We start from the raw sequence: 24,701 nt of genomic DNA, 5'->3' as shown, positions 1-24,701 counted from the left end.
GGCATGACAACAAAAACAACAGCAACAATCAAATCGAATATTTAATGAAGTAAATTATGGCCGTCGTTGTCGCTCCGCTCCACATCAGCCGTTCCGCTCGAGCAGCGCCCCCCCCCCGGGCCCCCCCCCCCCCCCCCCCCCCCCGCAACACACGCCACGCTCCCCTGCATGTCCGGCCGCGCCGACGCGCGGATTTGTCAATCATTTCAAGATGGACTACCGGCAATGGGGAGCGTTCGCTATCATGCGGCCATCGGCGTGCCACCGACCCTCATTCGACGCAATACAAGCCTGCGCGTCGCGGCACGCCTCCTCTGGCACCAACAAGGAGAAAGCCGCTCATGAGCATCATCAAGGAATTCAAGGAGTTCGCCGTCAAGGGCAACGTGATGGATCTCGCCGTCGGCGTGATCATCGGCGGCGCCTTCTCGAAGATCGTCGACTCGATCGTGAAAGACCTCATCATGCCGGTCATCGGCTTGCTGACGGGCGGCCTGGATTTCTCGAACAAGTTCGTTCTGCTCGGCACCATCCCTCCGACGTTCAAGGGTAATCCCGATTCGTTCAAGGACCTGCAGACCGCGGGTGTTGCCGCGTTCGGCTACGGCTCGTTCATCACCGTGGCGATCAATTTCGTCATCCTCGCGTTCATCATTTTCCTGATGGTGAAATTCATCAACAAGCTGCGCAAGCCGGAAGAAGCCGCGCCGGCCGCGACGCCGGAAGACACCGTACTGCTGCGCGAGATCCGCGATTCGCTCAAGCAGCGCTGATCGCCGAGCGCCCCGCCCGCCAGGCCCGCCCCGTGCGGGCCTTTTTATTGCGCGCGCCGTGCACCGCCGCATGCGGCCTGTCTCACTTTTTTGTGACGCACGAATGCACGCGCGGGGAAAGCGGGTCTATGATGGAGACTAAACGACAGTACGGGCGCCAAGACGCTGGCTGTGTCGATCAGGGCGAGCAGGTCGACGGGAGACATTGATCGTCGTACTGCACGAATGCAGCATTTTCGTGTGCTATAAAGGATCGACATGCGGCGTACATAGCCGGGAGTGGGTCGCATGAAAGTGCCGCATTTCTTGCAATTGTTTTTGAGGCGAGTGTTTATGTCCTTCCCGAAAAAACGTCGGCGTGCCCAACAGGATGGCCAGGAGTCATTCCTTGCGGTGTTGCGCCACTCGAAACCTTTCGCCCAGCTCGACACCAAGATTGCCCGCGCCCGTGCGCAGGACGAACCCGTCCTCTACGCGCATGTGCTGCCCGGTCTCGACGTGCTCCTGTGCAGCGTGCGCGGCGCACAGCCGCCCTATCCGGCCATCGCCGAGCTGCGCAAGCGCTGCATCGAATCGATCGCCAACGCGCTCGAGCAGCCGCTGGACGGCCTCGAGAACGGCGGGTACTGGTACGAAGCGAACGGCTTCGGCTTCCTGGTATTCGCGAGCCGGGCACGCGCGCGCATCCTGCCCGAGTTTGGTGCAGGCACGAAAGCGAGCCTGCGCGGCGGGCTCGGTCGCCAGAACGCCGGCGACACGACACCTCGCTCCCTCGGCTGAACCGCCAGTCATTCGATGGGCCGCCTCCGGGCGGCCCATCTGCCATTCACGCGCGCCGCTTGCCCGTCACGCGGGCTGCCGACGCCCGTTGCCGGGCCGCACGATGTCGATGAACGCGGCGAAATCGGCGCCGGCGAGCCCCTGCGCGGCGCCGAGCCGCAGCACCTGCTGCACGGTCGCCGACACGGGCATCACCGCGCCTGTGTCGCGCGCCGCGTCGGCGATCGCGTCGACGTCCTTCTGGAACGTGCTGAGCGCGCCGATCGACGCGTGACCACCCGACGTCATGCGCGGCACGAACGTCTGCAGCAGCACCGAATCGGCCCAGCCGCCGGCCAGCGCCTCGGCCAGCCGCGCGGCGTCGATGCCGCTCGCCTGCGCCAGGCCGACGGCCTCGGCGATCGCGGTCACCGTCGCGGTGACGATCGCCTGGTTGCACAGCTTCGCCGTCTGGCCCGCGCCCGCGTCGCCCATATGCGTGATGCGCGACGCGTACGTGCCGATCAGCGGCCGCACCGCGTCGAGATCGGCCGCGCGGCCGCCGGCCATCACCGCGAGCGTGCCGGCCTGCGCGCCCGGCACGCCGCCCGACACGGGCGCATCGACCCAGCCGGCGCCGAGCGCGGCCGCGCGCGCCGCGTAGTCGCGCGTCGCGGCAGGCGGAATGGTCGAATGATCAACGATGCGCCGCAGGCGGCGCGCCGCCGCGTCACCGGAAAGCAGCCCGTGCTCGCCGAACACGACGTCGCCGACCGCACGCCCGTCGAGCACACAGACGAATACCGTATCGACGCGTTCCGCCAGTTCGCGCGGCGTGCCGACCACCTGCGCGCCGTCCTTCACGAGCGCCTCGGCCTTGTCGCGCGAGCGATTCCACACGCTGACCCGATACCCGGCCGCCAGCAAATGCCGAATCATCGGCGCGCCCATCAATCCCGGTCCGCAAAATCCGACTTCCACGATGTTCCTCGTCTCCGATATGGGTTGCACTTGCCGCCCATCATACCTATCACTCAAGAAGCCGGGCACGCGCGGCGCCGCCTCGGGACCGCAGCTTGCACCGGCGATATAGACCGATATCCCAGGGAGCGCATCATGAGCGACCACGTGTACAAGCTGATCGAACTGACCGGTTCGTCGCAGCAATCGAGCGACGACGCCATCCGCAACGCGATCTCGAAGGCCGGCAAGACGCTGCATAACCTGCACTGGTTCCAGGTGACCGAAACGCGCGGCCACATCGAAGGCGACCAGGTCGTTCACTGGCAGGTCACGCTGAAGGTCGGCATGCGCATCGACGACTGACGCAGCCGCCGCATCACACGCCGCGCCGCGATCCGAATACGCGCAACGCGTATCCGCGCGGCGCCGCGCGCCCCGCCTCCCCGTTCAGGCCCCTTGTCGCGGCCCGGCCGGCGGGTGCCTGCGGGTATCCATCGCTTGACGCTGACTTTCGTTCATATTAAAAACGATATACCCACAGTACCCCTCGATCAGCCTGGACATATAACCCGGAGAAATCATGAGTCAGCAACGCGAGGCGATCGACACGTACCTCTTGCGCGTCTTGCACACCTTGTTGATGGAGCGCAGCGTCACGCGCGCGGCCGTCAAACTGAACCAGTCGCAACCGGCGATCAGCGCCGCGCTGCGGCGCCTGCGCGACATCACCGGCGATCCGCTGCTGGTGCGCGGCAAATCCGGCATGGTGCCGACCGAATACGGGCTGCGTCTGCTCGAGCCCGTGCAGAATGCGCTGCGTGAAATCGAGCGCATCAAGTTCCAGCAGCACAACTTCGACCCGGCCACGTCGATCCGCTGCTACCGGATCGGTTGCCCCGACTACCTGAACGTGCTGTTCGTGCCGACCGTCGTCGAGCGCTTCCGCCTGGCCGCGCCGAACGCAACGCTCGAGTTTCACTCGCTCGGCCCCGCGTTCGACTACGAACTCGCGCTGGAAGACGGCAAGCTCGACATCGTCGTCGGCAACTGGCCCGAACCGCCCGAGCAGCTGCACCTGTCGAACCTGTTCGTCGACGAGATCGTCTGCCTGATGAGCAACACGCACCCGTTCGCGAAGCGCGGCGGGCTCACGCTCGACCAGTACCTGAACGCGCCGCATCTCGCGCCGACGCCGTACTCGGTCGGCCAGCGCGGCGCGATCGACGTGCATCTTGCGCGCGAACGGCTCAAGCGCCACGTGGTCGTCACGCTGCCGTACTTCAACCTCGCGCCGTACGTGCTCGTGAAGTCCGACCTGATCTTCACGACCACGCGCCTGTTCGCCGATCACTACGCGAAGTTCCTGCCGCTGTCGGTCGTGCCGGCGCCGCTCGACTTCCCGCCGATGCAGTACTACCAGCTGTGGCACGAGCGCTGCCACTACTCCGACGAAGTGCGCTGGCTGCGCAGCCTCGTTGCCGAAGCCACCCGCACGCTGATCGAGGCGTAACGGCACACGCCGCCCGCGCCGTCGCCGCGCGGTGACGGCCAGCAGCTGGCGGCACGCCCGGCAAGGCGGCCGCCGTATCGCTTCAGGCTTCGTTCAGCGCGATGCGTCGACCAATGCATACGCGAGCGCGTTATGGCGCTCGATGACGGGCGGCAGATCGAGCGTCGCCAACCGCCCTTCCCGCACCACTACCTTCCCGTTCACCACCGTGTACGCCGTCTGCGACGGCGCGCAGAACACGAGCGCCGCGACCGGATCGTGCAGCGCGCCCGCGAACAGCGGCTGGCGCAGGTCGAACGCGGCGAAGTCCGCGGCCATGCCGGGCTTCAACGCGCCGATATCGTCGCGGTTCAGCACCTTCGCTCCGCCGAGCGTCGCGATCTCGAGCGCTTCGCGCGCGGTCATCGCATCGGGCCCGAAACCGACCCGCTGCAGCAGCAGCGCCTGCCGCACTTCCGCGACCATCTGCGCGCCGTCGTTCGACGCGGAGCCGTCGACGCCGAGGCCGACCGGCACACCCGCGAGACGCATCTTCTTCACCGGCGCGATACCCGACGCGAGCCGCATGTTCGAGCACGGACAGTGCGCGACGCCCGTGCCGGTGCGCGCGAACAGGCCGATGCCCGCATCGTCGAGCTGCACGCAGTGCGCATGCCATACGTCGCGGCCGACCCAGCCGAGATCTTCCGCATATTCGGCGGGTGTCATCCCGAACTTCTCGCGGCTGTACGCGATATCGTTGACGTTCTCCGCCAGGTGCGTGTGCAGCGACACGCCGTACTCGCGCGCGAGCACGGCCGCGTCGCGCATCAGGTCGCGGCTCACCGAAAACGGCGAGCATGGCGCGACCACCACGCGCAGCATCGCGTAGCGGCCTTCGTCGTGATAGGTCTCGATCAGGCGCTGCGTGTCGCGCAGGATATCGGGTTCGCGCTCGACGACCGAATCGGGCGGCAGCCCGCCGTCGCGCTGGCCGACGCTCATCGCGCCGCGGCTCGCGTGAAAGCGCATGCCGATTCGCCGCGCGGCGCCGATGCTGTCGTCGAGCCGGCTGCCGTTCGGGTAGATGTACAGGTGGTCGCTCGACGTCGTGCAGCCCGACTGCAGCAGCTCGGCCATCGCGGTGAGCGTCGACACCTCGATCATCTCGGGCGTCAGGTGCGCCCAGATCCGGTACAGGTTCGTGAGCCAGCCGAACAGCTCGGCGTTCTGCGCAGCCGGCACCGCGCGCGTGAGGCTCTGGTACATGTGGTGGTGCGTGTTCACGAGCCCCGGGATCACGAGGTGGCCGCGCAGGTCCAGCACTTCGTCGGCCGCGTCGGGCAGCTCGGCGGTCGGGCCGACCGCGACGATCCGGTTGTCTTCGATGTAGAGCCCCGCGTCGCGCAATTCGCGGCGCGTGTCGTCCATGGTCACGAGCACGTCGGCGTGCTTGACCAGCAGGGTTTTCGGGCGGGATGGGGATGCGTTCGGCGCGCGTGCGCCGGCGTGCTGCTCGAGGTTCATGCGTTCTCCGCGTCGGTCGGCCCCAGGGGCTGATTCCCGGGGACGGTCACAAAGCCGTTCGAACGCGATTCGCGGCACGCCCCGGTGCCTGCGTCCGTTCGAACGCCCTGGCCCGGTTACCCGGCGTGCTCGCCGTCTTCGGGGGTACGCGCGGGCCACAGGCCGACGCGCACGACGGGAGGATCGCCCAAGCGCGCGCGGCGCACAATGCGCGATCCCGAATACCGCACTTCACGGTTCCGATATGGTACGCCGCGCGCGCTTGGTCCGTCCTGCCGCCGGATGCCCGAAACGCCCGCTGGAAGCCCTGTCGGCGTGCCGTCGACAGCTGCTTATGCGCGGCGCATTATCTTTGATATCGCGCCCGTATTTGCGCAGGGAACCTTTTTACAATGCCTGCACGGCGCTCGCTTCACCTCGCCGACGGGTATGTAGCCACGTGACGTGGAGCCTCGATCCGCCGCACAGTCAATGGATCGAGTCGCCGCCGAACCTCGCATTCACACAAGGACACAACGAATGGGAAAGCTCACTACCCACGTACTCGATACGGCACACGGTCGTCCCGGCGCCGCAATCAAGGTCGACCTCTACGCGCTGGACGGCGAATCGCGCCGCGCGATCAAGACCGTGCTGACCAATAGCGACGGCCGCTGCGACGAACCCCTGCTCGAAGGCGCTGCGCTCGCCGCCGGCGAATACGAACTCGTGTTCCATGCCGGCGACTACTTCGCGTCGCTCGGCGTGAAGGTGCCCGAACCCCGTTTCGTCGACCGCGTCGTGCTGCGCTTCGGCATCGCCGACACCGGTTCGCACTACCACGTGCCACTGCTCGTGTCGCCGTGGTCGTACAGCACCTATCGCGGCAGCTGACATCGCATCGGCGCCTGCATCAAAGACAAACGATCTGAGTCTGGAGGAGTTTCATGGAAGGCTTCATCACCGACTGGCTGAACCTCGCGCTGCGATGGCTGCACGTCATCGTCGCCATCGCGTGGATCGGCGAGTCGTTCTATTTCGTCGCGCTCGACAACAGCCTGAAACCGCCGACCGACCCGAACCAGCGCAAGCGCGGGGTATTCGGAGAACTGTGGCACGTCCACGGCGGCGGCTTCTACAACATGCAGAAGTACACGGTCGCCCCGCCGGAAATGCCGGATGACCTGCACTGGTCGAAGTGGCCGTCGTACACGACCTGGCTGTCGGGCTTCTCGCTGTTCTTCGTGCTGTACCTGCTCGCGCCGAACACGTACCTGATCGACAAGAGCGTGCTCGACATGGGCCCGGTCGTCGCCGTCGCATCCGCGCTCGGCTTCCTCGCAGCCGGCTGGATCGTCTACGACTCGCTGTGCCGCATCCTCGGCACCAACGACCGCGTGCTCGGTATTTGCGTCGGCCTTTACGTCGTCGTCGCAGCGTATCTCGCGTGCCACATCTTCTCGGGCCGTGCGGCCTACCTGATCGTCGGCGCGATGCTCGCGACGATCATGTCGGCGAACGTGTTTTTCGTGATCATCCCCGGCCAGCGCAAGATGGTCGACAAGATGCTCAAGGGCGAAGAGCCGAACCCGATCTATGGCAAGCGCGGCAAGCAGCGCTCGGTGCACAACACGTACTTCACGCTGCCTGTCGTGTTCGCGATGCTGTCGAACCACTATGCGATGACGTACACGAACAAGTTCAACTGGGTCGTGCTCGTGCTGATCATGCTGGCCGGCGCGCTGATCCGCCAGTTCTTCGTGATGCGTCACCGCGGCAAGCAGCTGTGGTACCTGCCGATCGGCGGCGTCGCGCTGCTGTCGGGCGCGCTGGTGTGGACGATGCCGAAGCCGGTCGCACCGGAAGCGCAGGCCGCCAACGCGCCGAAGATCGTGATCAACGACATCATGCCGATCCTGCAGCAGCGCTGCGTCGAGTGCCACTCGTCGAAGCCGACGCTGATGGGCAGCGCGCCCGCGGGCGTGCTGTTCGACACGCCGGACGAAGTGTCGAAGAACGCGCAGCGCATCTACGAACAGGCCGTGCGCCTGAAGGCGATGCCGATCGGCAACGTCACGCACATGACCGACGACGAGCGGACGAAGCTCGCTGCCTGGTTCGAGGGCGGCGCGGTCAAGTAAGCCGCCGTGCGCCGGTTGCCGGCGCAATCCTCTCCGTTCGCGGGCCCGGTGACGGGCCCGTTTTTTTGCGTGTTCCGAATGCGCCGCGCGCTAGCCGTGCATCGCATCGCGTTGCAGTGCGACGAGCGCCTCGAGGGCGCGCGGGCCGTCGTCGAACGGCACGAAGATGTGATCGTGGTACGCGGCCGCCATCACGTTGCAACTGATCCCGGCCGCGCCGAGCGCCCGCGCGAACGCCGCGGTGAGGCCGACTGCCGCGAGATCGGAATGCACGGTAAGCGTGATCCACGCGGCGCGGAACAGCACGGGCCAGCCGCGACGCACGGCCACCTCCTCGCCGACGACGACCGTCAGCCCTTCCGCTTCGCGGAACGTTGCAATCACTTCGGATAACGATACGTCCACATCGGTCGGCAGCGAGACAAACGCGAACGCGCCCGGATGCAGTTCGGGTTGCATCGTGCGCAGCAGGACCGCGAGGTCGTTTTCAGGTTGGCTCATCGGAGGAACACGTCCGGTTCCGGACGTCGTGCGGTGGCGATGCGGGCACGATAGCACGCGCGATGACGGCGCCATGCACGCACCGCCGCGACTTCGTCCGCAAGCCAGCCTCGGAACGCGGGTGCGCTGCAGGTCACCTCATCCGTCGACGGACTCCGGCAGCCGCGCGATCGCCTTGATCTCGAACTGGAAGCCGTACAGCCAGGTCACGCCGACGGCGGTCAGCGTCGGATGCGGCGCATCGCCCCAGTACTCGGGGACGATCTCCCAGATCCGCTCGAACGTCGCTTCGGGGTCGACGAGGAACACCGTCACGTCGACGACATCGTCGAACGTGCAGCCGGCCGCACGCAGCACCGCGTTCAGGTTGTCGAACGCGCGGCGAACCTGCGCGCCCAGCTCCGGCTCGGGCGAACCGTCGTCGCGGCTGCCGACCTGCCCGGACACGAACAGGAAACCGTTCGAGCGCAGCGCCGGCGAATAGCGGTTGCGCTCGTACAGCGCCTGGCGACCGGGCGGAAAAACTACGCTACGCTTTGCCATCCAACACCTCCATCAGTCAGTGGGGCGAAGCCGCCCCTGCATCAACGATGAAGGCACTTTAATGACCGTTGCCCGGCGGATAAACCGGCAACCCTGTCCAACACTGTTTGCGCGCACCAAACAATTTCCGACCGACGCGGAGCCCTGACCCGATGGATCGATTCGACGCAATGCAGGCGTTCGCCCGCGTAGTGGAGGCCGGCAGCTTCACGAAGGCGGCCGAGACGCTGCACATGAGCCGCACCACCGTCACGCAACTGGTGCAGCAGCTCGAAGCGCGGCTGCGCGTGAAGCTGTTCAACCGCACGACGCGCAAGGTCGTCGTCACCGCCGACGGTGCCGCGTACTACGAGCGCGTGGTGCGGCTGCTGGCCGACATGGACGATGCCGAAACGAGCCTGTCCGCGGCGTCCGCGTCGCCCCGGGGGCGGCTGCGCGTGGACGTGCCGAGCCCGTTCGCGCGCCTGATCCTGATCCCCGCGCTGCCGGCGTTCCATGCGCGCTACCCGGACATCCAGCTCGATATGGGCGTGAGCGACCGCGTGGTGGACGTGATCGGCGAGAACGTCGACTGCGTCGTGCGCGGCGGCGAACCGGCCGACCGTTCGCTGGTCACGCGTCGCGTCGGCGACCTGCGGCTCGGCGTGTACGCGTCGCCGGCCTATCTCGCGCGTGCCGGCACGCCGTCGCATCCAAGTGAACTTGAAGACACGCATCATCGGATCGTCGGCTTCCTGTGGGCGCGTACCGGCAAGGCGCTGCCGTTTGCGATGGAATGCGACGGCGAGCGCGTCGACGTGCGCGGGCGCTACGTGCTCGCCGTCGACGACGGCAATGCATACCTCGAGGCCGGCCTCGCCGGGCTGGGCATTCTGTGGCTACCCGACTACATGGCTGCCGCGCATCGCGAGCGTGGCGAACTGGTGCCGCTGTTCGACGCGTGGCAACTCGAACCGATGCCGATGTACGTCGCGTTCCCGCCGAACCGGCACGTCAGCGCGAAGCTGCGCGTCTTCGTCGACTGGATCGCCGACCTGATGGCGCAGCATGCGCCGGTCGCGAACCGGCGTCGCGGCGGCAGCGGTTCGCGCGACACGGGCAAGGCTGTGCCGACCTGAATCGCGCATAAACGGCTGCACATAAAAAACCCGCGCAAGTTGCGCGGGGTTCGACAAGCTGGCGCGGAAGCGCCGGCGACTCAGGCCGTCAGCGCATGCAGCGCCTCGTCGGTGAGCCACAGCGATTCCTGCAGATCCTGCTCGTTGAGGTTCAGGCCGTCGCCGCCACGGTCGACGACGATGAAATCGCTGACGCCGCCGAGTGCGATCAGTGGGTGATGCCACACGCCCTTCGCATAGTTGACGCCCTGCCAGCCGCTCGTCACGAACGCGCGGATCTTCGCCGGGTCGAGATCGCCTGCTGGCGCCACGACGACGAGATACGGCTGGTCGTTCAGCGGCACGAATGCCTGGCTGCCGAGCGGGTGCCGCTCGAGCATCTTCACTTCGAACGGCAGCGTGCGCGGCTGGCCTCGAAACAGGTTGACGAGCGTGCGGCCGTCTTCATCCGTCACATCGACTTTCGCGAGATCGTGAAAGCGGATCGTCGTGCCGAGGTTGATCGGGATCTGCTTCGCGCCTTCCGTCTCGATCACGTCGCCGAACGGCGCGAACGCCTCCTTGGTCAGCGGTTCGATAACAAGCGTCTTCATTTGTCGAGCGTCCCCCACAGACGCAGGCGCGACACGCCGCCGTCCGGAATGATGTTCAGTCGCACGTGCGTGACGGGGCCGAGCGACGCGATGTCGGCTTCGAAGTAGTGCTGCTTGTCCATCTGCAGCTTCTGTTCGCCGAGCAGCACCGGCCAGAACATCGACTGCGTGATCAGCGAGCTGTCGGTGCCGCCCGACACATAGGCAGCCTGGATCGAGCAGCGGTCCGGGTAGTTGCCCTTGAAGAACGCGGTATCGACTTCGATCTTGCGGATCACGCCCGGCTGCGCGAGCGCGATGATCGCCCAGTCGTTGCCCGGCTCGCGGCGGCGGCGGGTTTCCCAGCCATCGCCCATGTTCACGCCGCGGCCCGGCAGCAGCAGGTTCGACGCGACGCCGAAATGCTGGTTGTTCGCGGCCACGACATAACCGCCGTTTTCCATCGCTGCGAGATCGAACTGCTCGGTCGCGCTCGCGCCGGCCCAGTCGAGCTGAGGCTGGCCGTACACGCGCAGGCGCGCAATGCCGCCGTCCGGATAGATGTTCACACGCAGGTGCGTGAACGCGCGTGCGTCGCTCGCTTCGACGTAGTGATGGCTGTTGCCCTGCAGCGTCGTCGACGGCACGATCTCGACCCACTCGGTCGCATGCGTCGGCGCGCCGTCGGCCACGAAGGCGGCCTCGATCGACGCGGCCGGCGGGAAGTTGCCCGTGAAATGGCTCGTGTCGATGTCGAAGCCCTTGATCACGCCCGGGCGCGCGAGCTTGACGATGCACCAGTCGTACCCCGTCGTGCGCTTGCGGCGCGTCTCCCAGCCGTCCATCCACTTGCCGTGGTCGTCGTACTTGCCGGGAATGAACACGGCCGGCTCGGGGTTCAGCATCCGGTCCTTCGGCGCGAAGAAATCGTCGCTGGCTTCGAGCGCCTGCGCACCGAGACGCGGGTCGGCAAGATTCACGTAGCGCCGCGTGAATTCGGGTGCGTTGGGATCGAGAAGCGGAACAGCCATGATGTTTCCTTGTTTCAGTGATGCGATCCGGCCGCCGCGACGCAGCAGGCCGTATTGCGGTGTCAGGCGTCGATCAGGTCGTCGAGGCGGAAGCGCGCGATCCGGTAGATCTGGTCGAGGCTCGCGCGCAGCTCCTCGGCGCGCGAATGATTCACGCGCGACTCGAAGTTCGCGATGATGCCGTGCCGGTCATAGCCGCGCACCGCGAGGATGAACGGGAAGCCGAACTTCTCGCGATACGTGCGGTTCAGCGTCAGCAGCTTGTCGAATTCTTCCTGCGTGCACTGGTCGAGGCCCGCGCCGCTCTGCTCGCGCGTCGACTCGGCCGTCAGCTCGCCGCGCACGGCGGCCTTGCCGGCCAGCTCCGGGTGAGCGTTGATCAGCGCAAGCTGGCGCACTTCGCCGCCCGTTTCCACCGCGCCCGACATCGTCTTGTGCAACGCGTCGATGCTCGCGAACGGCCGCTCGCCCGCGGCAACCTCGGCCACCCACGGCGAATGTTCGAAAATCCCCGACAGCGCCGCGACGAATGCGCTCGGCGCCATCGTGTTCAGTTGACTCAACGTGTAACGCATCGCCTTCATGCTTTCCCTTCGTTTCGATGACCGGGCTGATACGGATGATGTTCACGCCAGTGACGCGCGATATCGACACGGCGCGTCACCCATACGCGATCGTGCTTCTCGATGTGATCGAGGAACCGCTGCAGCCCGCGGAACCGGCCCGGCCGGCCGAGCAGCCGGCAGTGCATGCCGATCGACAGCATCTTCGGCGCCTCGTCGCCCTCCGCATACAGCACGTCGAACGCGTCGCGCAGATAGTCGAAGAAGTGATCGCCGGTGTTGAAGCCCTGCGGCGTCGCGAAGCGCATGTCGTTCGTGTCGAGCGTGTACGGGACGATCAGTTGCGGCGACGTGCCGCCGCCCGACACGGCGACGTCCATCCAGAACGGCAGGTCGTCGCCGTAGTTGTCGGAGTCGTACAGGAAGCCGCCGTATTCCGCGACCAGGCGGTGCGTATTGGGGCTGTCGCGGCCGGTATACCAGCCGAGCGGGCGCTCGCCCGTCACGCGCTCGATCGCCTCCATCCCGAGACGCATGTGTTCGGCCTCGAGTTCGGGCGTCATGCTCTGGTAATGGATCCAGCGCCAGCCGTGGCACGCGATCTCATGGCCGAGCTCGACGAACGCGCGCGCGAGCTCCGGGTGACGCTCGATCGCCATGCCGACGCCGAATACCGTCAGCGGCAACCCGCGCTTCTCGAATTCGCGCAGGATACGCCACACGCCGGCCCGCGAACCGTATTCGTAGATCGACTCCATGCTCATGTGGCGGTCCGGATACGCGGCCGCACCGACGATTTCGGACAGGAACTGCTCGGAGCCCGGATCGCCGTGCAGCACGCAGTTCTCGCCGCCTTCTTCATAGTTCAGCACGAATTGCACGGCGACGCGGGCGCGCCCCGGCCAGTTCGCCTGCACGGGATGGCGGCCATAGCCGATCAGGTCGCGAGGATAGTTGGGATCGAGTGACATGGTTCGAAGTGCGGCGAAAGTTCGCTGGAGTAATGGGTTCGCATCGACCGCGCGGGTGCCGCAGGGCGGCCGCGTGAGCCGATGCGATGACGGCCCAGTGTAGCGAAAACGTCCATACGCGCCCATACAGCGGCGCAGATAGTGCATGTCAGACGGTGTGTATGTGCGGTTGCGGCAAATTCGGGACGGGTTCCGCCGCATCCCCGTCCGGCGGGCTGAAGCGGGCGAATGCGCCGTCGTAGCGCTTCGGCAGCGGCCGCGCGTAGTCGCCGCGCTTCGCGGTCGCGAGGCGCAGCGCAACGAGCGCCTCGGCCCACTTGACGGCCGCCGTGACGCCCTCGACCACCGGTGCGCCGATCTGCTGCTCGATCTCGTGCGCGAATTCGGCCATCCCCGCACAGCCGAGCACGATCGCGTCGGCGCCGTCCTCGTCGAGCGCCCGCCGGCATTCGTCGACGATGATCCGGCGCGCGGCCGAGCCCGGCCGGTCGAGTTCGAGCACCGCGACGTCGGTCGCGCGCACGTTGCGGCAGAATCGCTTCATTCCGTAGCGTTCGGCCAGGTGCCACGCCATCCCGCAGGTGCGCGCGAGGGTCGTGACGACCGAGAAGCCGGGCGCGAGCACGCTCGCCGCATGCATCGCGGCCTCGGCGATGCCGATCACCGGCCCGCGCGCGAGCTCGCGAGCTGCGTAGAGGCCGGGATCGCCGAAGCACGCGATCACGTACGCGTCGCAGCCGTCGCGCTCGCCCTGCGCGATCTCGGCGAGCAGCCCGGGCGTCGCGAGCGCCTCGTCGTAATACCCTTCGATCGACGGCGGCCCCATCGGCGGGCTCACCGCGACGATCTCCGTGCCGGCGGCCGCGACGTCGCGTGCGCAGCGGCCCATCGCTTCGGTCATCCGCTGCGTCGTATTCGGATTGATCAGTCGGATCTTCATCGCATGCTCCTCACGCCTTCGTGCTCACGAGCAACCGGTAGAACACGAAGCCGAGCCCCGCGCCGATGAACCACGAGAAGTTCGCGACGCCCTGCCAGCCCGGCACCATCACGCAGACGACCGCGATCACCGCTGCCGGCAGCAGCGCGGCGAGCGCACGACGGTTCACGCCGCCCGTGTACCAGTACGTGCCGCTTTCCGACATCGTGTACAGGTCGTCGCGAACGAGCCGGCCGCGCTTGACGAGATAGAAGTCGGCGATCAGCACGCCGTACAGCGGGCCGATGAACGCGCCGAGCACGTCGAGCGTGTAGTGGATCACGGCCGGGTTGTTGAACAGGTTCCACGGCGTGATGAAGATCGACGCGACGGCCGCGAGCATCCCGCCCGCGCGCCAGCTGATCAGGCGCGGCGCGACGTTCGAGAAGTCGAACGCGGGCGACACGAAGTTCGCGACGATGTTGATGCCGATCGTCGCGATCGTGAACGTCAGCGCGCCGAGGATCACCGCGGTCGGATGGTCGATGCGGCCGACCGTCTCGACGGGATCGGTGATGAGTTCGCCGAACACCGGCAGCGTCGCGGCCGTCGTGATCACCGTGACGAGCGAGAACGCGAGGAAGTTGACGGGCAGCCCCCAGAAATTGCCGCGCTTCACTTCGCCGAACGAGCGGCAGTAGCGCGAGAAATCGCCGAAGTTCAGCATCGGCCCGGAGAAGTACGACACGACCAGCGACACGGCCGTGATCATCACCGGGATCACTTGCGCGCCGTGATACTTGACGCCGCCGAGGTTGATGCCGATGTTGCGCCAGCCCGCGCGCCACACCATGTAGCCAGCGAGGATGAACATCACGACATAGACGGCCGGGCCCGCGAAGTCGATGAACTTCTTGATCGTCTCCATCCCGTTCCAGAACACGAACGCCTGCAGGACCCACAGCAGCATGAACCCGGCCCAGCCGACCGCGGACAGCCCGAGGAAGCCGTAGCGATGGACGTCCGCATACGGCAGCCATTGCGGGAAGAACTTCAGCACGACGATCACCAGCGCGCTCGATGCGAGATAGGTCTGGATGCCGTACCACGCGATCGCGATCAGCCCGCGGATCACGGCCGGCACGTTCGCGCCGAGCACGCCGAACGTCGCGCGGCACGCGACCGGATACGGCACGCCGATCTGCTGGCTCGGCCGCGCGATCAGGTTGCACAGCAGGTTCACGATGCCGATCCCGACGATCAGCGCGATCAGCACCTGCCAGCTCGTCAGCCCGAGCGCGAACAGGCTGCCCGCGAACACGTAGCCGCCGACGCTGTGCACGTCCGACATCCAGAACGCGAAGATGTTGTACGAGCCCCATGTCTGATTCTTCAGGGGTGCCAAATCTTCGTTATACAGACGTTCGCTGTAACCGCCCGGCAGCGTCGGATCGCCGCCCTCGCCGCCCTCTTCCGCCGGATAGGCGCTGTCGTGCGCCACACTGAACTGAGCCATGACTTCTCCTTGACGCGGCCGGGTGGCCGCTCCACCGTCATCGTTACCGCTCCGGATCGTCGCCCGGAGTCGGACCAGCGGCCCGCGGCGGACACCGCAGGCCTGCATTGCTCTCGTTCTGTGGCGCGCGGCCGGGTTCGCGTCGCCGCTCAGGCGCCGCCGAACACTTCGCGCAAATCGACCTGCCCTTGCGCGGGCCGGTCCAGCATCTTCAGTTCGACATGCTGCAGGTGGCGCGCCATCAGCGTCACCGCCCGCTTCGGATCGCCCGCCTCCAGCGCGGCGAGGATCTCGTCGTGGTCGTCGCACGAACACGGGCTGCGCCCGTGCGATTCGTACAGCGCCGACATCAGCGTCGAACGTGCGACGAGCCCTTCGAGGCACTCGCTGAGCGTCGCATTGCCCATCAGCGTGGCGAGCGCCGTGTGGAATTCGCCCGACAGCCGGATCCATGCCGCGAAGTCGTGCCGCTCGAACGCCTTGCGTTCCTTGTCGATCAGCGCGGCGACGCCCTTCAGCCGCTTCGCGCCGGGCCCGGTCGCGAGCCGCTCGACCACGGCGAGCTCGATGATCCGGCGCATCTCGAACACCTCGTGCACGTCCTGCAGCGTCGGGCTCGCGACGAACGCACCGCGGTTCGGCTCGAGCTCGACCAGCTTGTCGGTCGCGAGCTGCGCGAGCGCCTGGCGAATCGTCCCGCGCTTCACGCCGAACACGTCGCAGAGCTGCGCCTCCGTCAGCTTCGCGCCGGGCGCGAGCCGATGCTCGAGGATCGCCGTGCGGATCCGCTCGGCGATCGCTTCGGGACTGGCTGCACCGGACGCGTGGGAATCGGGCTCGTTCATGATCTGCATCGTGTGATGGTCCTCATCCTAGGATGGACATAAAGATTGTCAACAATTCTTTTCCGGAATTTCGCACAATCGGCGTGCACGGACACGACCCCAATCGGTGCAGGATGCGCGAAATCCATGCATATCAAGCCTGAATGCCATGACAGAGGCCGTTCTTGCCGTATACCCTCCCGGCCATTTTGTTGACAAAAATGGTGCAAAATCCGGTGACGATCCTGTCGGTGGCAGTCGAAATTTTTGACCGTTAGTTGCACACTTACATAAAGAAAAAGGCGGAAACCCGCCTTTCGATCGACCGCGCCCGCATCAGCCGAGGTGCGGATAGTCCGACAGCGTGAGCCAGAAACCGTGTGCGTTCGCGACCAGCTGCGCCTGCGCGCCGAACGGCAGCGTCAGCAGGTCGGGCACGTGGCCGAACTGCAACCCCGTGACGACCGGGATGCCGACCACCTCGCGCACCTGGTCGATCATCGCCTGCATGTCGTAGCCGTTGTCGTACTCGAACGGCCGCGCGCCCGTGAACTGGCCGAGCACGAGCGCCTGCTGGCGCGCGAGCAGGCCCGACAGGTGCAGTTGATAAATCATCCGCTCGATCCGGAACGGTTGCTCGTTGACATCCTCGATGAACAGGATGCCGCCCTCGATGTCGGGCATGTAAGGCGTGCCGATGAGCGACGTGAGGATCGCGAGGTTGCCGCCCCACAGCGTGCCCGTCACGTTCACGGTCTGCACCTGCGGTGCTTCGGCGATGATCGTCGTGCTCGGCTGCGTCAGCGTCTGCCAGAAGTGCTGCATCGTGAAATCACTCGGCGTTTCCGCGCCGAAATCGGCAGACAGCATCGGGCCGCCGAACGTCTTGATGCGCGCCTTCGCGTACAGCGCGAGCTGGATCGCCGTGAAATCGCTGTGGCCGACGAGCGCGACGGGCCGGTCGCGCAGCCTGCGCTCGAGCCCGCGATAGTCGAGCCCGTGCAGGATCCGCGCGGCACCGTAGCCGCCGCGCACCGCGAGCGCGATGTCCGGCAGCGGCCGCTCGGGATCGGCGAGACGGTTCAGGTCGCCTGCCCGCTCGCCGTCGGTGCCGCCGAAACGCTGGAAGCGCCGCTGCGTCGCCTCGATGTTCTCGATGCGCTGCTGCGCGATGCTGAGGCGTTCGAGCGCGCGATTGATCGCGTCGGGATCGTGCGGATAACCGGATGGCGCCAGCAGGCGGATGGTGTAGGACGCGGCGGGCTGGAAGGACATGGCGAAAGGTGTCGGGTCGTCAAACCTGCTTAGAGGGTCCGAACCGTCTTCGGTTCAGGGAACCGAGCGCACCCGGAGCGACAGGCGCGGTCGGCGCGACTATGACGCGCCGGATTCGGCGTCGCGCGCCAGCCGTGCTTCGCGCAACGCGCGACGGCGCTCGGCGAAGAACGACTTCAGCGCGGCGCCGCACTCGTCGGCGAGCACGCCGCCGGTCACTTCGGTATGGTGGTTGAGCTGCGGATTCGCGAACGCGTCGATCACGCTGCCGCATGCACCCGTCTTCGGATCGGCGGCGCCGTAGACGACCCGCGCGATGCGCGCATGCATGATCGCACCCGCGCACATCAGGCATGGCTCGAGCGTCACGTACAACTCGCAGCCGGGCATCCGGTAATTCTGCAGATTTTGCGCGGCCATGCGCAGCGCCGCCATTTCCGCATGGGCCGACGGGTCGTGCCCGCCGATCGGATGGTTGAAGCCGCGTGCAATCACTTCGTCGCCGCGCACGAGCACCGCGCCGACCGGCACTTCGCCGGCCGCGCGCGCCTCTTCCGCGGCGGCCTGTGCGAGCCGCATGAAATGCAGGTCGCGCGCCGATACGGGTGCGGTTTCGGGAACAGGAGACTGGGCGGCAGGTTCAGCGGCCGTGTCGGCCACCGATCGGGCTGCGTCGTGCAGCGCGTCGGACGTCACATCGGCCCCGCTTCGGCGGGCGCATCGTCGAGCCCGCGCTCGCACAGGCGTTCCGCGATGCGACGGCAGTAGTCGCGCGGCATCACCATCGGGCCGCCGCGCAGCGATTCGAGCGCCATGTCGAGCGCCAGGATCTTCGCCTGCAGCCGGCAGCGCGCGGCGCGGTCGCTGACCGCCTGCACTTCGTCATGCAGGTTGCGCAGCGCGCGCAATTGCTCGACGGCCGGCGGCACGAAGCCCGCGTTCTTCAGGATACGGTTGGCCACCCGCACCTCCTCGGGCACGAGCAGGTCGTCATCCAGCGCCTGCGGCGCGCCGGTACCCGGCAAATCGTCGAACTCTCCCCGCGCGGCGGCGGCGGCAATACGTTGTTCGACCAGGGCGTCAAGCAATCTCATCAGTCAATGGGAACAATGCGGCAGGCCGAATTCTAGCAGGGTGACGCGGGTATGACAGGCCCTTCGAATATATGCTCGATATTGTGCTTTTAGGGGCCGAATCGTGACGCATGCGCGCCGATCGGCGCCAGTTGCCGGTCTGCTGCGCCGCAGCGGGCGAAGCGCCATCCGGACATCTGCAAATGCAGGCGGTGTCCGGCCCTGTTTTTTATCTGCGTCGATGCGTTCCGGGCGTCGCCAATCCGGCGAAACGGAAGGCGCCCGTCTTCCGTTATCGGGTCACGCGGCCATCGTTTCCGGCCGCGCTTTCGCAAACGGGCGGAACATCGTCGCGATCAGGAACGCGCCGAGACCGATCGCGAACGAACCGAGGTACAGCCAGCCGTAACTGCCGAACGTATCGACGATCAGGCCGCCGGCAACGGGCCCCGCAGCCATGCCGAGGCTGCCGGCCATCGCGCAGCCGCCGATCACGGTGCCCATCATCCGCAGCGGGAAGTTCTCGCGCGCGAGCACCGAATACAGCGGCATCACGCCCGCATAGATGAAGCCGAACAGCGTCGCGACCGCGTAGAACCCGTCGAGCGTGCGCACGAAGTAGTAGCCGAGCGCGCCCAGCGCCTGCGCGAGCAGCCCGGCCACCAGCATGCGCTTCGCGCCGACACGGTCGCCGAGGAGCCCGAACACGATCCGGCCGCCCATGCCCGCGAGCCCTTCGACGCTGTAGATCGACACCGCGACGATCAGCGGGATCCCGCACGTCACCGCGTAGCTGACCGTATGGAAAATCGGGCCCGAGTGCGTCGCACAGCAGAAGAAGTTGGTCAGCAGCAGCACCATGAACTGCGGCGAGCGCAGCGCGTCCGCGACCGACATCGCCGCGGGCGCGTCGGCAGGCGCGGGCACAGCCTGTGCGCGGTCGAGCGCGGGCGCGCGGCGCACCAGCAGCGACGCCGGAATCATCACGACGGCCGCCAGCGCGGCGACCAGCAGCATCGACGTGCGCCAGTCGTGCGTCGATACGAGCCATGCGGCCAGCGGCGACATCGTCATCGGCGCCATCCCCATGCCGGCCGACACGAGCGACACCGCCAGGCTGCGGTGCGTGTCGAACCAGCCCGTCACGCACGCCATCATCGGCGCGAACACCGCGGCCGCCGCGCTGCCGACGGCAAGACCGAAGGTCAGCTGGAACGCGAGCAGCGACGGCGCTCGGCTCGCCAGCGCGAGGCTCGCCGACAGCAGCACGGCGCCCGTCATGACGACCGCGCGCGTACCGATGCGGTCCGACAGGCCGCCCCACCCCATGCTCGCGAAGGCCATCGCGATGAAGCCGAGCGTCATCGCGCCGGAAATGCCGGTCATCGACCAGCCCGTGTCGCGCGCAATCGCGCGCAGAAACACCGGCAGCGAAAACATCGCGCCGATCGCGATGCAGCCCATCAGGCCGCCCGCGGCGACGATCACCCAGCGGTATCGGGAATCCGGCATCTGGCGTCTCCTTTCTCGTTTCCGCAACCCTCGGAACCGGGCTCCCGCCGCGCTGCGCGGCGGTAGGTCCGGCTGCCCATCGACGCTGTCGCGAGCCCGGTCGACATCGATACGACGGGCGACGCATCGGGAAATCGACATGTGCGGCGCACACGCCGGCGAATTTTTTTGATTGTCGGCCGATCCGCGCGGCTGGTACGGGGCGGATCGTTCGAACACCGAATGCCGCCGGATTGCCCGTCCGGCCTGCCGCCCTGCTTTTCCGGATTCGGAAAGTCGAAATCAGAAATGGTTGGTTTGGACGCACGATCGCGCTGGCTACACTCGAACCATCTTGTCATAACAAGTTGACCGATGCCTCGAACCAACGTCGTGCCGCTGTCGGCGGCCCCGCTCTACGTGCAGATCAAGGACACGCTGCGCGCTCGCATTCTCGACGGCACCTATGCGCCGCACAGCCGGATGCCGTCCGAGCACGAACTCTGCGCAATGTTCGACGTCAGCCGCATCACGGTGCGCCAGGCGCTCGGCGACCTGCAGAAGGAAGGCCTGTTGTTCAAGCTGCATGGCAAGGGCACGTTCGTGTCGAAGCCGAAGGCGTTCCAGAACGTGACGTCGCTGCAGGGGTTCGCCGAGGCGATGTCGTCGATGGGCTACGAGATCGTCAACCAGTTGCGCAGCGTTCGCACCGTGAAGGCCGACCGCCATCTCGCGACGAAGCTGCACGTGCCGGAAGGCGCGCCGCTCGTCGAGATCCATCGCGTGCGGCTGCTGAACCGCGAGCCCGTGTCGCTCGAACAGACCTGGGTGCCCGAAGCACTCGGCAAGCGCCTCGCGGGTGCCGATCTCGCGACCCGCGACATCTTCCTGATCCTGGAAAACGACTGCGGCATTCCGCTCGGTCATGCCGACGTGTCGATCAACGCAATCCTCGCCGACGACGAGATCGTCGACGCGCTGCGCGTCGAGGAAAGCAGCCCCGTGCTGCGCATCGAACGCCTCACGCACGACGCATCGGGCGCGCCGATCGACTACGAATACCTCTACTTCCGCGGCGACGCCTTCCAGTACCGGTTGCGCATCGACCGGCAGAAGGCCCGCAAACCTGCAAGGAACCCGCGATGAATACCCATGTGCACGAATACGACGTCGTCGTGGTCGGCGGCGGCACGGCCGGCCCGATGGCGGCGATCAAGGCGAAGGAACGCGACCCGTCCCTGCGCGTGCTGCTGCTCGAAAAGGCCAACGTGAAGCGCAGTGGCGCGATCTCGATGGGGATGGACGGGCTGAACAACGCGGTGATCCCCGGGCATGCGACGCCCGAGCAGTACACGCGCGAGATCACGATCGCCAACGACGGCATCGTCGACCAGGAAGCCGTGTACGCGTATGCGACGCACAGCTTCGCGACGATCGAACAGCTCGACCGCTGGGGCGTGAAATTCGAGAAGGACGGCACCGGCGACTATGCGGTGAAGAAGGTCCATCACATGGGCTCGTACGTGCTGCCGATGCCGGAAGGACACGACATCAAGAAGGTGCTGTACCGGCAACTGAAGCGTGCACGCATCGCGATCACGAACCGGATCGTCGCGACGCGCGTGCTGACCGACGCGCACGGCCACGCGAGCGGCGTGCTCGGCTTCGATTGCCGCACCGCGGAGTTCCACGTGATCCGCGCGAAGGCCGTGATTCTCTGCTGCGGCGCGGCCGGCCGGCTCGGGCTGCCGGCGTCGGGCTACCTGATGGGCACGTACGAGAATCCGACCAACGCGGGCGACGGCTACGCGATGGCCTATCACGCGGGCGCCGCACTCGCGAATCTCGAATGCTTCCAGATCAATCCGCTGATCAAGGACTACAACGGCCCCGCGTGCGCATACGTGACGGGCCCGCTCGGCGGCTTCACCGCGAACGGCCGGGGCGAGCGCTTCATCGAATGCGATTACTGGAGCGGCCAGATGATGTGGGAATTCCATCAGGAACTGCAAAGCGGCAACGGCCCCGTGTTCCTGAAGCTCAACCATCTCGCGGAAGAGACGATCCGGACCATCGAGCAGATCCTGCATACGAACGAGCGGCCGAGCCGCGGCCGCTTCCATGCGGGGCGAGGGACCGACTACCGCAGCCAGATGGTCGAGATGCACATCTCCGAGATCGGCTTCTGCAGCGGCCACAGTGCGTCAGGCGTCTACGTGAACGCGCGCGCGGAGACGACCGTGCCCGGGCTCTACGCCGCCGGCGACATGGCCGCCGTCCCGCACAACTACATGCTCGGCGCTTTCACGTACGGCTGGTTTGCCGGGCAGAACGCGGCCGACTACGTGATCGGCCGCGACCATGCGCCGGTGGACGACGAACAGGTCGACGCGGAACGTACACGCGTGTTCGCCCCGCTGTTACGCGAGCGCGGCCTGGCGCCGGCGCAGGTCGAATACAAGCTGCGCCGCATGGTGAACGACTATCTGCAGCCGCCGAAGGTGACGCGCAAGATGGAAATCGGACTGCAACGTTTTGACGCGATTACTGAGGATATCGAATTTATCAAGGCAAGCCATCCTCACGAACTGATGCGCGCCGCCGAAGTGCGCGCGATTCGCGACTGCGCGGAAATGGCCGCGCGCGCGTCGCTGTTCCGCACCGAAAGCCGCTGGGGGCTGTACCACCATCGCGTCGACTTTCCGCATCGCGACGACGCCGAATGGTTCTGCCACACATGGCTGCGAAAGGATGCCGACGGCGCGATGCGCAGCGAGAAGCGGCCGGTCGAGCCGTACATCGTGCCGCTGGCCGACGACGAACGCGGCGCCTACGCGCATCTGCGCATCCGCGAACCGGCCGCGCTCGCGGCCGCCCTTTGAGGAGCCACACCATGCCCCATACCCCGCACGACATCTTCCAGCGCAGCAGCGCGCCCGTCACGATCGACGAGGCACTGTGCATCGCCGACAAGGGCTGCACCGTCTGCGTCGACGTGTGCCCGCTCGACCTGCTCGCGATCGACGTGACCAAGGGCAAGGCCTATATGCAGTTCGACGAATGCTGGTACTGCATGCCGTGCGAGCGCGATTGCCCGACCGGCGCGGTCAAGGTCGAGATCCCTTATCTGCTGCGCTGACCGGGTGCGCGGCCGATCGTCGTCGTGCTGCCCGCGCGGGTCGTGCATCGACGACGTGATGGGGCCGGCGTTCGCCAGGTTCGCATCGCCCATGCACCGCGCTCCGTGAGCACCCGCCCTTTCATCGAACCGACCTTTTCCCCATGACCGATTTCTCTTCCACCTCCTCGCTGCCCGGCACACTCGATCCGGATCGTGCCGCGCTCGTCGCCCGCCTCGCTGCGCCCGACGCATCCGTGCGCCGCATAGCGCTGCTCGAACTCGCCGATCTCGAGGAATCCGGTTTCATTCCCGCGTTCGTCGCGGCGCTGCGCGACGACCCGACCGCCGACGTGCGCAGCGAGGCGGCCCGCGTGCTCGGCGCCTGGGAACAACCCGACGTCGTCGACGCGCTGTGCCGCGCGCTGCTCGATCCGGACGACGGCGTGCGCGCGACCGCTGCGCAGAGCCTGTCCGAACTGAAGGACGCGGCATCGGGCGCCGTGCTGTGCGGCTGGGCCGACCGGCCCGAGCTGTTCGTGCGCAGCGCCGTGCTGCGCGGGCTGCGCGAATTGCGCGATCCCGATGCGTTCGCGCCTGCGTTGCGCGCGCTCGACGCCGACGCCACCGCCGTGCGTGCCGAGGCCGTCGCCGTGCTCGGCTGGCTCAGGGATATACGCGCGTTGTCGCCGCTCGCGCGCGTCGCGACGACCGATGCCGATGCGGACGTGCGGCGCGTCGCGGTCGGCGCGCTCGGATTCGCGGCATCGGACGACACGACCGTCATCGCCGCACTGCTCGCCGCATTGCGCGACGCCACATGGCAGGTACGCGAAGAATCGGCCGCAACGCTCGGCAAGCCGCGTGTCGCGGTCGCGCGTGACCAACTCGTCGCCGCGCTCGACGACGACTACTGGCAAGTGCGATTGCGCGCCGTGCGCGCGCTCGGACAGTTGCGCGATGCGGCTGCGGCGCCGGCCGTCGCCGCGCTGCTCCCGCATACGATCAGCAATCTGCGCAAGGAAGCCGCGCTCGCGCTCGGCGAACTGCGCGACCCCGGCACGCTGCCTGCACTGCACGACGCACTCGACGATCGCGATCCCGAAGTGCGCAAGGCCGTGCGGATCGCAATCCGGCAGATCGGAGAGGCGCGATGACGCCGCCGACCGAAATCGTGCTCGACCACGCTGCTCGTGTGTTGACGCTGCGCTGGCCGGGCGGCGACATGCAACGCATCGATTACGTGCTGTTGCGCAGCAGTTGCCCGTGCGCTGCTTGCCGCAAGATCCGGTTCGGCGCAGGCGTGGTCGACGCGCGACCGGACGTGACGCTGGACGATGTGGAAGCGGCCGGTTACGGCATTCGCCTGCTGTTCGGCGACGGTCATGCTCGCGGCATCTATCCGTGGCCGTATCTGGCGGAACTCGGAAAACGCGCGACGGATCCGGACCTCGGCACGCATTGCGTGCGCAAGTTCGGCGATCTCGCGAACTGACCACCGGCGGGCCAGCCTCGCATCGGTACGCCGTTCCGGCTCGCAGCATGCCTCGATATG

At 66.8% G+C, this 24,701-nt stretch carries 27 protein-coding genes; 12 read left to right on the top strand and 15 right to left on the bottom strand.

Annotation, left to right across the window (positions count from 1 at the left end):
* Nucleotides 1-341: 341 nt before the first annotated feature.
* Together mscL and ACNQQL_RS28890 are read left to right on the top strand one after the other, a co-directional pair.
* Nucleotides 342-773, top strand: coding sequence for a large conductance mechanosensitive channel protein MscL (gene mscL / locus ACNQQL_RS28895; protein WP_034181166.1), 432 nt, complete (start codon nt 342-344; stop codon nt 771-773).
* A gap of 333 nt (nt 774-1,106) precedes the next feature.
* Complete coding sequence (locus ACNQQL_RS28890) at nt 1,107-1,553, top strand: hypothetical protein (protein WP_027784713.1); 447 nt, start codon at nt 1,107-1,109, stop codon at nt 1,551-1,553.
* Between the two features lie 66 nt (nt 1,554-1,619).
* Here ACNQQL_RS28890 and ACNQQL_RS28885 read toward each other — a convergent pair whose 3' ends face one another.
* A complete protein-coding gene (locus ACNQQL_RS28885; RefSeq protein ID WP_347067443.1) occupies nt 1,620-2,513 on the bottom strand; it encodes an NAD(P)-dependent oxidoreductase in 894 nt (297 codons plus the stop codon).
* A 135-nt stretch (nt 2,514-2,648) separates the two neighbouring features.
* Here ACNQQL_RS28885 and ACNQQL_RS28880 point away from each other — a divergent pair, with 135 nt between their 5' ends.
* Both ACNQQL_RS28880 and ACNQQL_RS28875 read left to right on the top strand, forming a co-directional pair.
* Nucleotides 2,649-2,858 (top strand): dodecin, encoded by a 210-nt coding sequence (locus ACNQQL_RS28880; RefSeq protein ID WP_011549586.1) that lies wholly within the window; start codon nt 2,649-2,651, stop codon nt 2,856-2,858.
* Between the two features lie 217 nt (nt 2,859-3,075).
* Nucleotides 3,076-4,005 carry a LysR substrate-binding domain-containing protein gene (locus ACNQQL_RS28875; RefSeq protein WP_006478550.1) on the top strand — a complete coding sequence of 310 codons (930 nt, stop codon included), beginning with the start codon at nt 3,076-3,078 and terminating at the stop codon, nt 4,003-4,005.
* Between the two features lie 93 nt (nt 4,006-4,098).
* Here ACNQQL_RS28875 and ACNQQL_RS28870 read toward each other — a convergent pair whose 3' ends face one another.
* Nucleotides 4,099-5,511 carry an 8-oxoguanine deaminase gene (locus ACNQQL_RS28870; RefSeq protein WP_347067440.1) on the bottom strand — a complete coding sequence of 471 codons (1,413 nt, stop codon included), beginning with the start codon at nt 5,509-5,511 and terminating at the stop codon, nt 4,099-4,101.
* A gap of 519 nt (nt 5,512-6,030) precedes the next feature.
* On the opposite strand from ACNQQL_RS28870, the gene uraH reads away from it, so the two are divergent.
* Complete coding sequence (gene uraH / locus ACNQQL_RS28865; RefSeq protein WP_011352401.1) at nt 6,031-6,384, top strand: hydroxyisourate hydrolase; 354 nt, start codon at nt 6,031-6,033, stop codon at nt 6,382-6,384.
* Nucleotides 6,385-6,437: 53 nt separating this feature from the next.
* Nucleotides 6,438-7,631, top strand: a complete 1,194-nt coding sequence (locus tag ACNQQL_RS28860; protein WP_347067438.1) for a urate hydroxylase PuuD — start codon at nt 6,438-6,440, stop codon at nt 7,629-7,631.
* Nucleotides 7,632-7,721: 90 nt separating this feature from the next.
* On the opposite strand, the gene ACNQQL_RS28855 is transcribed toward ACNQQL_RS28860, so the two are convergent.
* The gene (locus ACNQQL_RS28855; RefSeq protein ID WP_347067436.1) at nt 7,722-8,132 is read right to left on the bottom strand and encodes an ACT domain-containing protein; all 411 of its coding nucleotides are present in this window, start codon (nt 8,130-8,132) and stop codon (nt 7,722-7,724) included.
* 138 nt (nt 8,133-8,270) lie between these two features.
* On the bottom strand, nt 8,271-8,675 hold the full coding sequence (locus ACNQQL_RS28850) for a RidA family protein (RefSeq protein WP_204423623.1): 405 nt from the start codon (nt 8,673-8,675) through the stop codon (nt 8,271-8,273).
* Nucleotides 8,676-8,827: 152 nt separating this feature from the next.
* Here ACNQQL_RS28850 and ACNQQL_RS28845 point away from each other — a divergent pair, with 152 nt between their 5' ends.
* A complete protein-coding gene (locus ACNQQL_RS28845) occupies nt 8,828-9,793 on the top strand; it encodes a LysR substrate-binding domain-containing protein (RefSeq protein ID WP_347067433.1) in 966 nt (321 codons plus the stop codon).
* 80 nt (nt 9,794-9,873) lie between these two features.
* Here ACNQQL_RS28845 and ACNQQL_RS28840 read toward each other — a convergent pair whose 3' ends face one another.
* From ACNQQL_RS28840 to ACNQQL_RS28790, 11 genes are all read right to left on the bottom strand, one after another.
* Nucleotides 9,874-10,386, bottom strand: coding sequence for an ureidoglycolate lyase (locus tag ACNQQL_RS28840; protein WP_021160363.1), 513 nt, complete (start codon nt 10,384-10,386; stop codon nt 9,874-9,876).
* A complete protein-coding gene (gene alc, locus ACNQQL_RS28835; protein ID WP_072437126.1) occupies nt 10,383-11,396 on the bottom strand; it encodes an allantoicase in 1,014 nt (337 codons plus the stop codon). Before alc ends, ACNQQL_RS28840 begins: the two co-directional genes overlap by 4 nt.
* Before the next feature lie 62 nt (nt 11,397-11,458).
* On the bottom strand, nt 11,459-11,980 hold the full coding sequence (gene uraD / locus ACNQQL_RS28830; protein WP_152864408.1) for a 2-oxo-4-hydroxy-4-carboxy-5-ureidoimidazoline decarboxylase: 522 nt from the start codon (nt 11,978-11,980) through the stop codon (nt 11,459-11,461).
* The gene (gene puuE / locus ACNQQL_RS28825; protein WP_072437124.1) at nt 11,977-12,930 is read right to left on the bottom strand and encodes an allantoinase PuuE; all 954 of its coding nucleotides are present in this window, start codon (nt 12,928-12,930) and stop codon (nt 11,977-11,979) included. Before puuE ends, uraD begins: the two co-directional genes overlap by 4 nt.
* Before the next feature lie 148 nt (nt 12,931-13,078).
* Nucleotides 13,079-13,870 carry an aspartate/glutamate racemase family protein gene (locus ACNQQL_RS28820; RefSeq protein ID WP_072437123.1) on the bottom strand — a complete coding sequence of 264 codons (792 nt, stop codon included), beginning with the start codon at nt 13,868-13,870 and terminating at the stop codon, nt 13,079-13,081.
* Between the two features lie 10 nt (nt 13,871-13,880).
* Entirely contained in the window at nt 13,881-15,365 is a 1,485-nt protein-coding gene (locus tag ACNQQL_RS28815) for an NCS1 family nucleobase:cation symporter-1 (protein WP_175961073.1), read from the bottom strand.
* 149 nt (nt 15,366-15,514) lie between these two features.
* A complete protein-coding gene (locus ACNQQL_RS28810; RefSeq protein ID WP_072437121.1) occupies nt 15,515-16,219 on the bottom strand; it encodes a GntR family transcriptional regulator in 705 nt (234 codons plus the stop codon).
* A 306-nt stretch (nt 16,220-16,525) separates the two neighbouring features.
* Nucleotides 16,526-17,464 (bottom strand): muramoyltetrapeptide carboxypeptidase, encoded by a 939-nt coding sequence (ldcA, locus tag ACNQQL_RS28805; RefSeq protein ID WP_347067428.1) that lies wholly within the window; start codon nt 17,462-17,464, stop codon nt 16,526-16,528.
* A 99-nt stretch (nt 17,465-17,563) separates the two neighbouring features.
* Complete coding sequence (tadA, locus tag ACNQQL_RS28800) at nt 17,564-18,160, bottom strand: tRNA adenosine(34) deaminase TadA (protein WP_347067426.1); 597 nt, start codon at nt 18,158-18,160, stop codon at nt 17,564-17,566.
* A complete protein-coding gene (locus ACNQQL_RS28795; RefSeq protein WP_072437118.1) occupies nt 18,157-18,558 on the bottom strand; it encodes a DnaJ family domain-containing protein in 402 nt (133 codons plus the stop codon). The genes tadA and ACNQQL_RS28795 overlap by 4 nt, the downstream gene beginning before the upstream one ends.
* A gap of 279 nt (nt 18,559-18,837) precedes the next feature.
* Entirely contained in the window at nt 18,838-20,049 is a 1,212-nt protein-coding gene (locus ACNQQL_RS28790; protein WP_347067423.1) for an MFS transporter, read from the bottom strand.
* A gap of 354 nt (nt 20,050-20,403) precedes the next feature.
* On the opposite strand from ACNQQL_RS28790, the gene ACNQQL_RS28785 reads away from it, so the two are divergent.
* The 5 genes from ACNQQL_RS28785 (at nt 20,404) to ACNQQL_RS28765 (ending at nt 24,641) form a co-directional block, all read left to right on the top strand.
* Nucleotides 20,404-21,174, top strand: a complete 771-nt coding sequence (locus tag ACNQQL_RS28785; protein ID WP_347067421.1) for a GntR family transcriptional regulator — start codon at nt 20,404-20,406, stop codon at nt 21,172-21,174.
* Nucleotides 21,171-22,910: a fumarate reductase/succinate dehydrogenase flavoprotein subunit gene (locus tag ACNQQL_RS28780; protein ID WP_347067419.1), complete on the top strand. Its 1,740-nt coding sequence runs from the start codon at nt 21,171-21,173 to the stop codon at nt 22,908-22,910. The genes ACNQQL_RS28785 and ACNQQL_RS28780 overlap by 4 nt, the downstream gene beginning before the upstream one ends.
* Nucleotides 22,911-22,921: 11 nt before the next feature.
* Complete coding sequence (locus ACNQQL_RS28775; protein ID WP_034181146.1) at nt 22,922-23,167, top strand: 4Fe-4S dicluster domain-containing protein; 246 nt, start codon at nt 22,922-22,924, stop codon at nt 23,165-23,167.
* A gap of 143 nt (nt 23,168-23,310) precedes the next feature.
* Complete coding sequence (locus ACNQQL_RS28770) at nt 23,311-24,303, top strand: HEAT repeat domain-containing protein (protein ID WP_347067417.1); 993 nt, start codon at nt 23,311-23,313, stop codon at nt 24,301-24,303.
* Nucleotides 24,300-24,641 (top strand): gamma-butyrobetaine hydroxylase-like domain-containing protein, encoded by a 342-nt coding sequence (locus ACNQQL_RS28765; protein ID WP_204423644.1) that lies wholly within the window; start codon nt 24,300-24,302, stop codon nt 24,639-24,641. The genes ACNQQL_RS28770 and ACNQQL_RS28765 overlap by 4 nt, the downstream gene beginning before the upstream one ends.
* Nucleotides 24,642-24,701 lie beyond the last annotated feature (60 nt).

This window comes from Burkholderia sp. LFS061, assembly GCF_047978125.1.
GTDB classification, from domain to species: Bacteria; Pseudomonadota; Gammaproteobacteria; order Burkholderiales; family Burkholderiaceae; genus Burkholderia; species Burkholderia pyrrocinia_C.
Note: the sequence above shows the minus strand (reverse complement) of the source record. Positions and strands in the feature narration are given on the sequence as shown.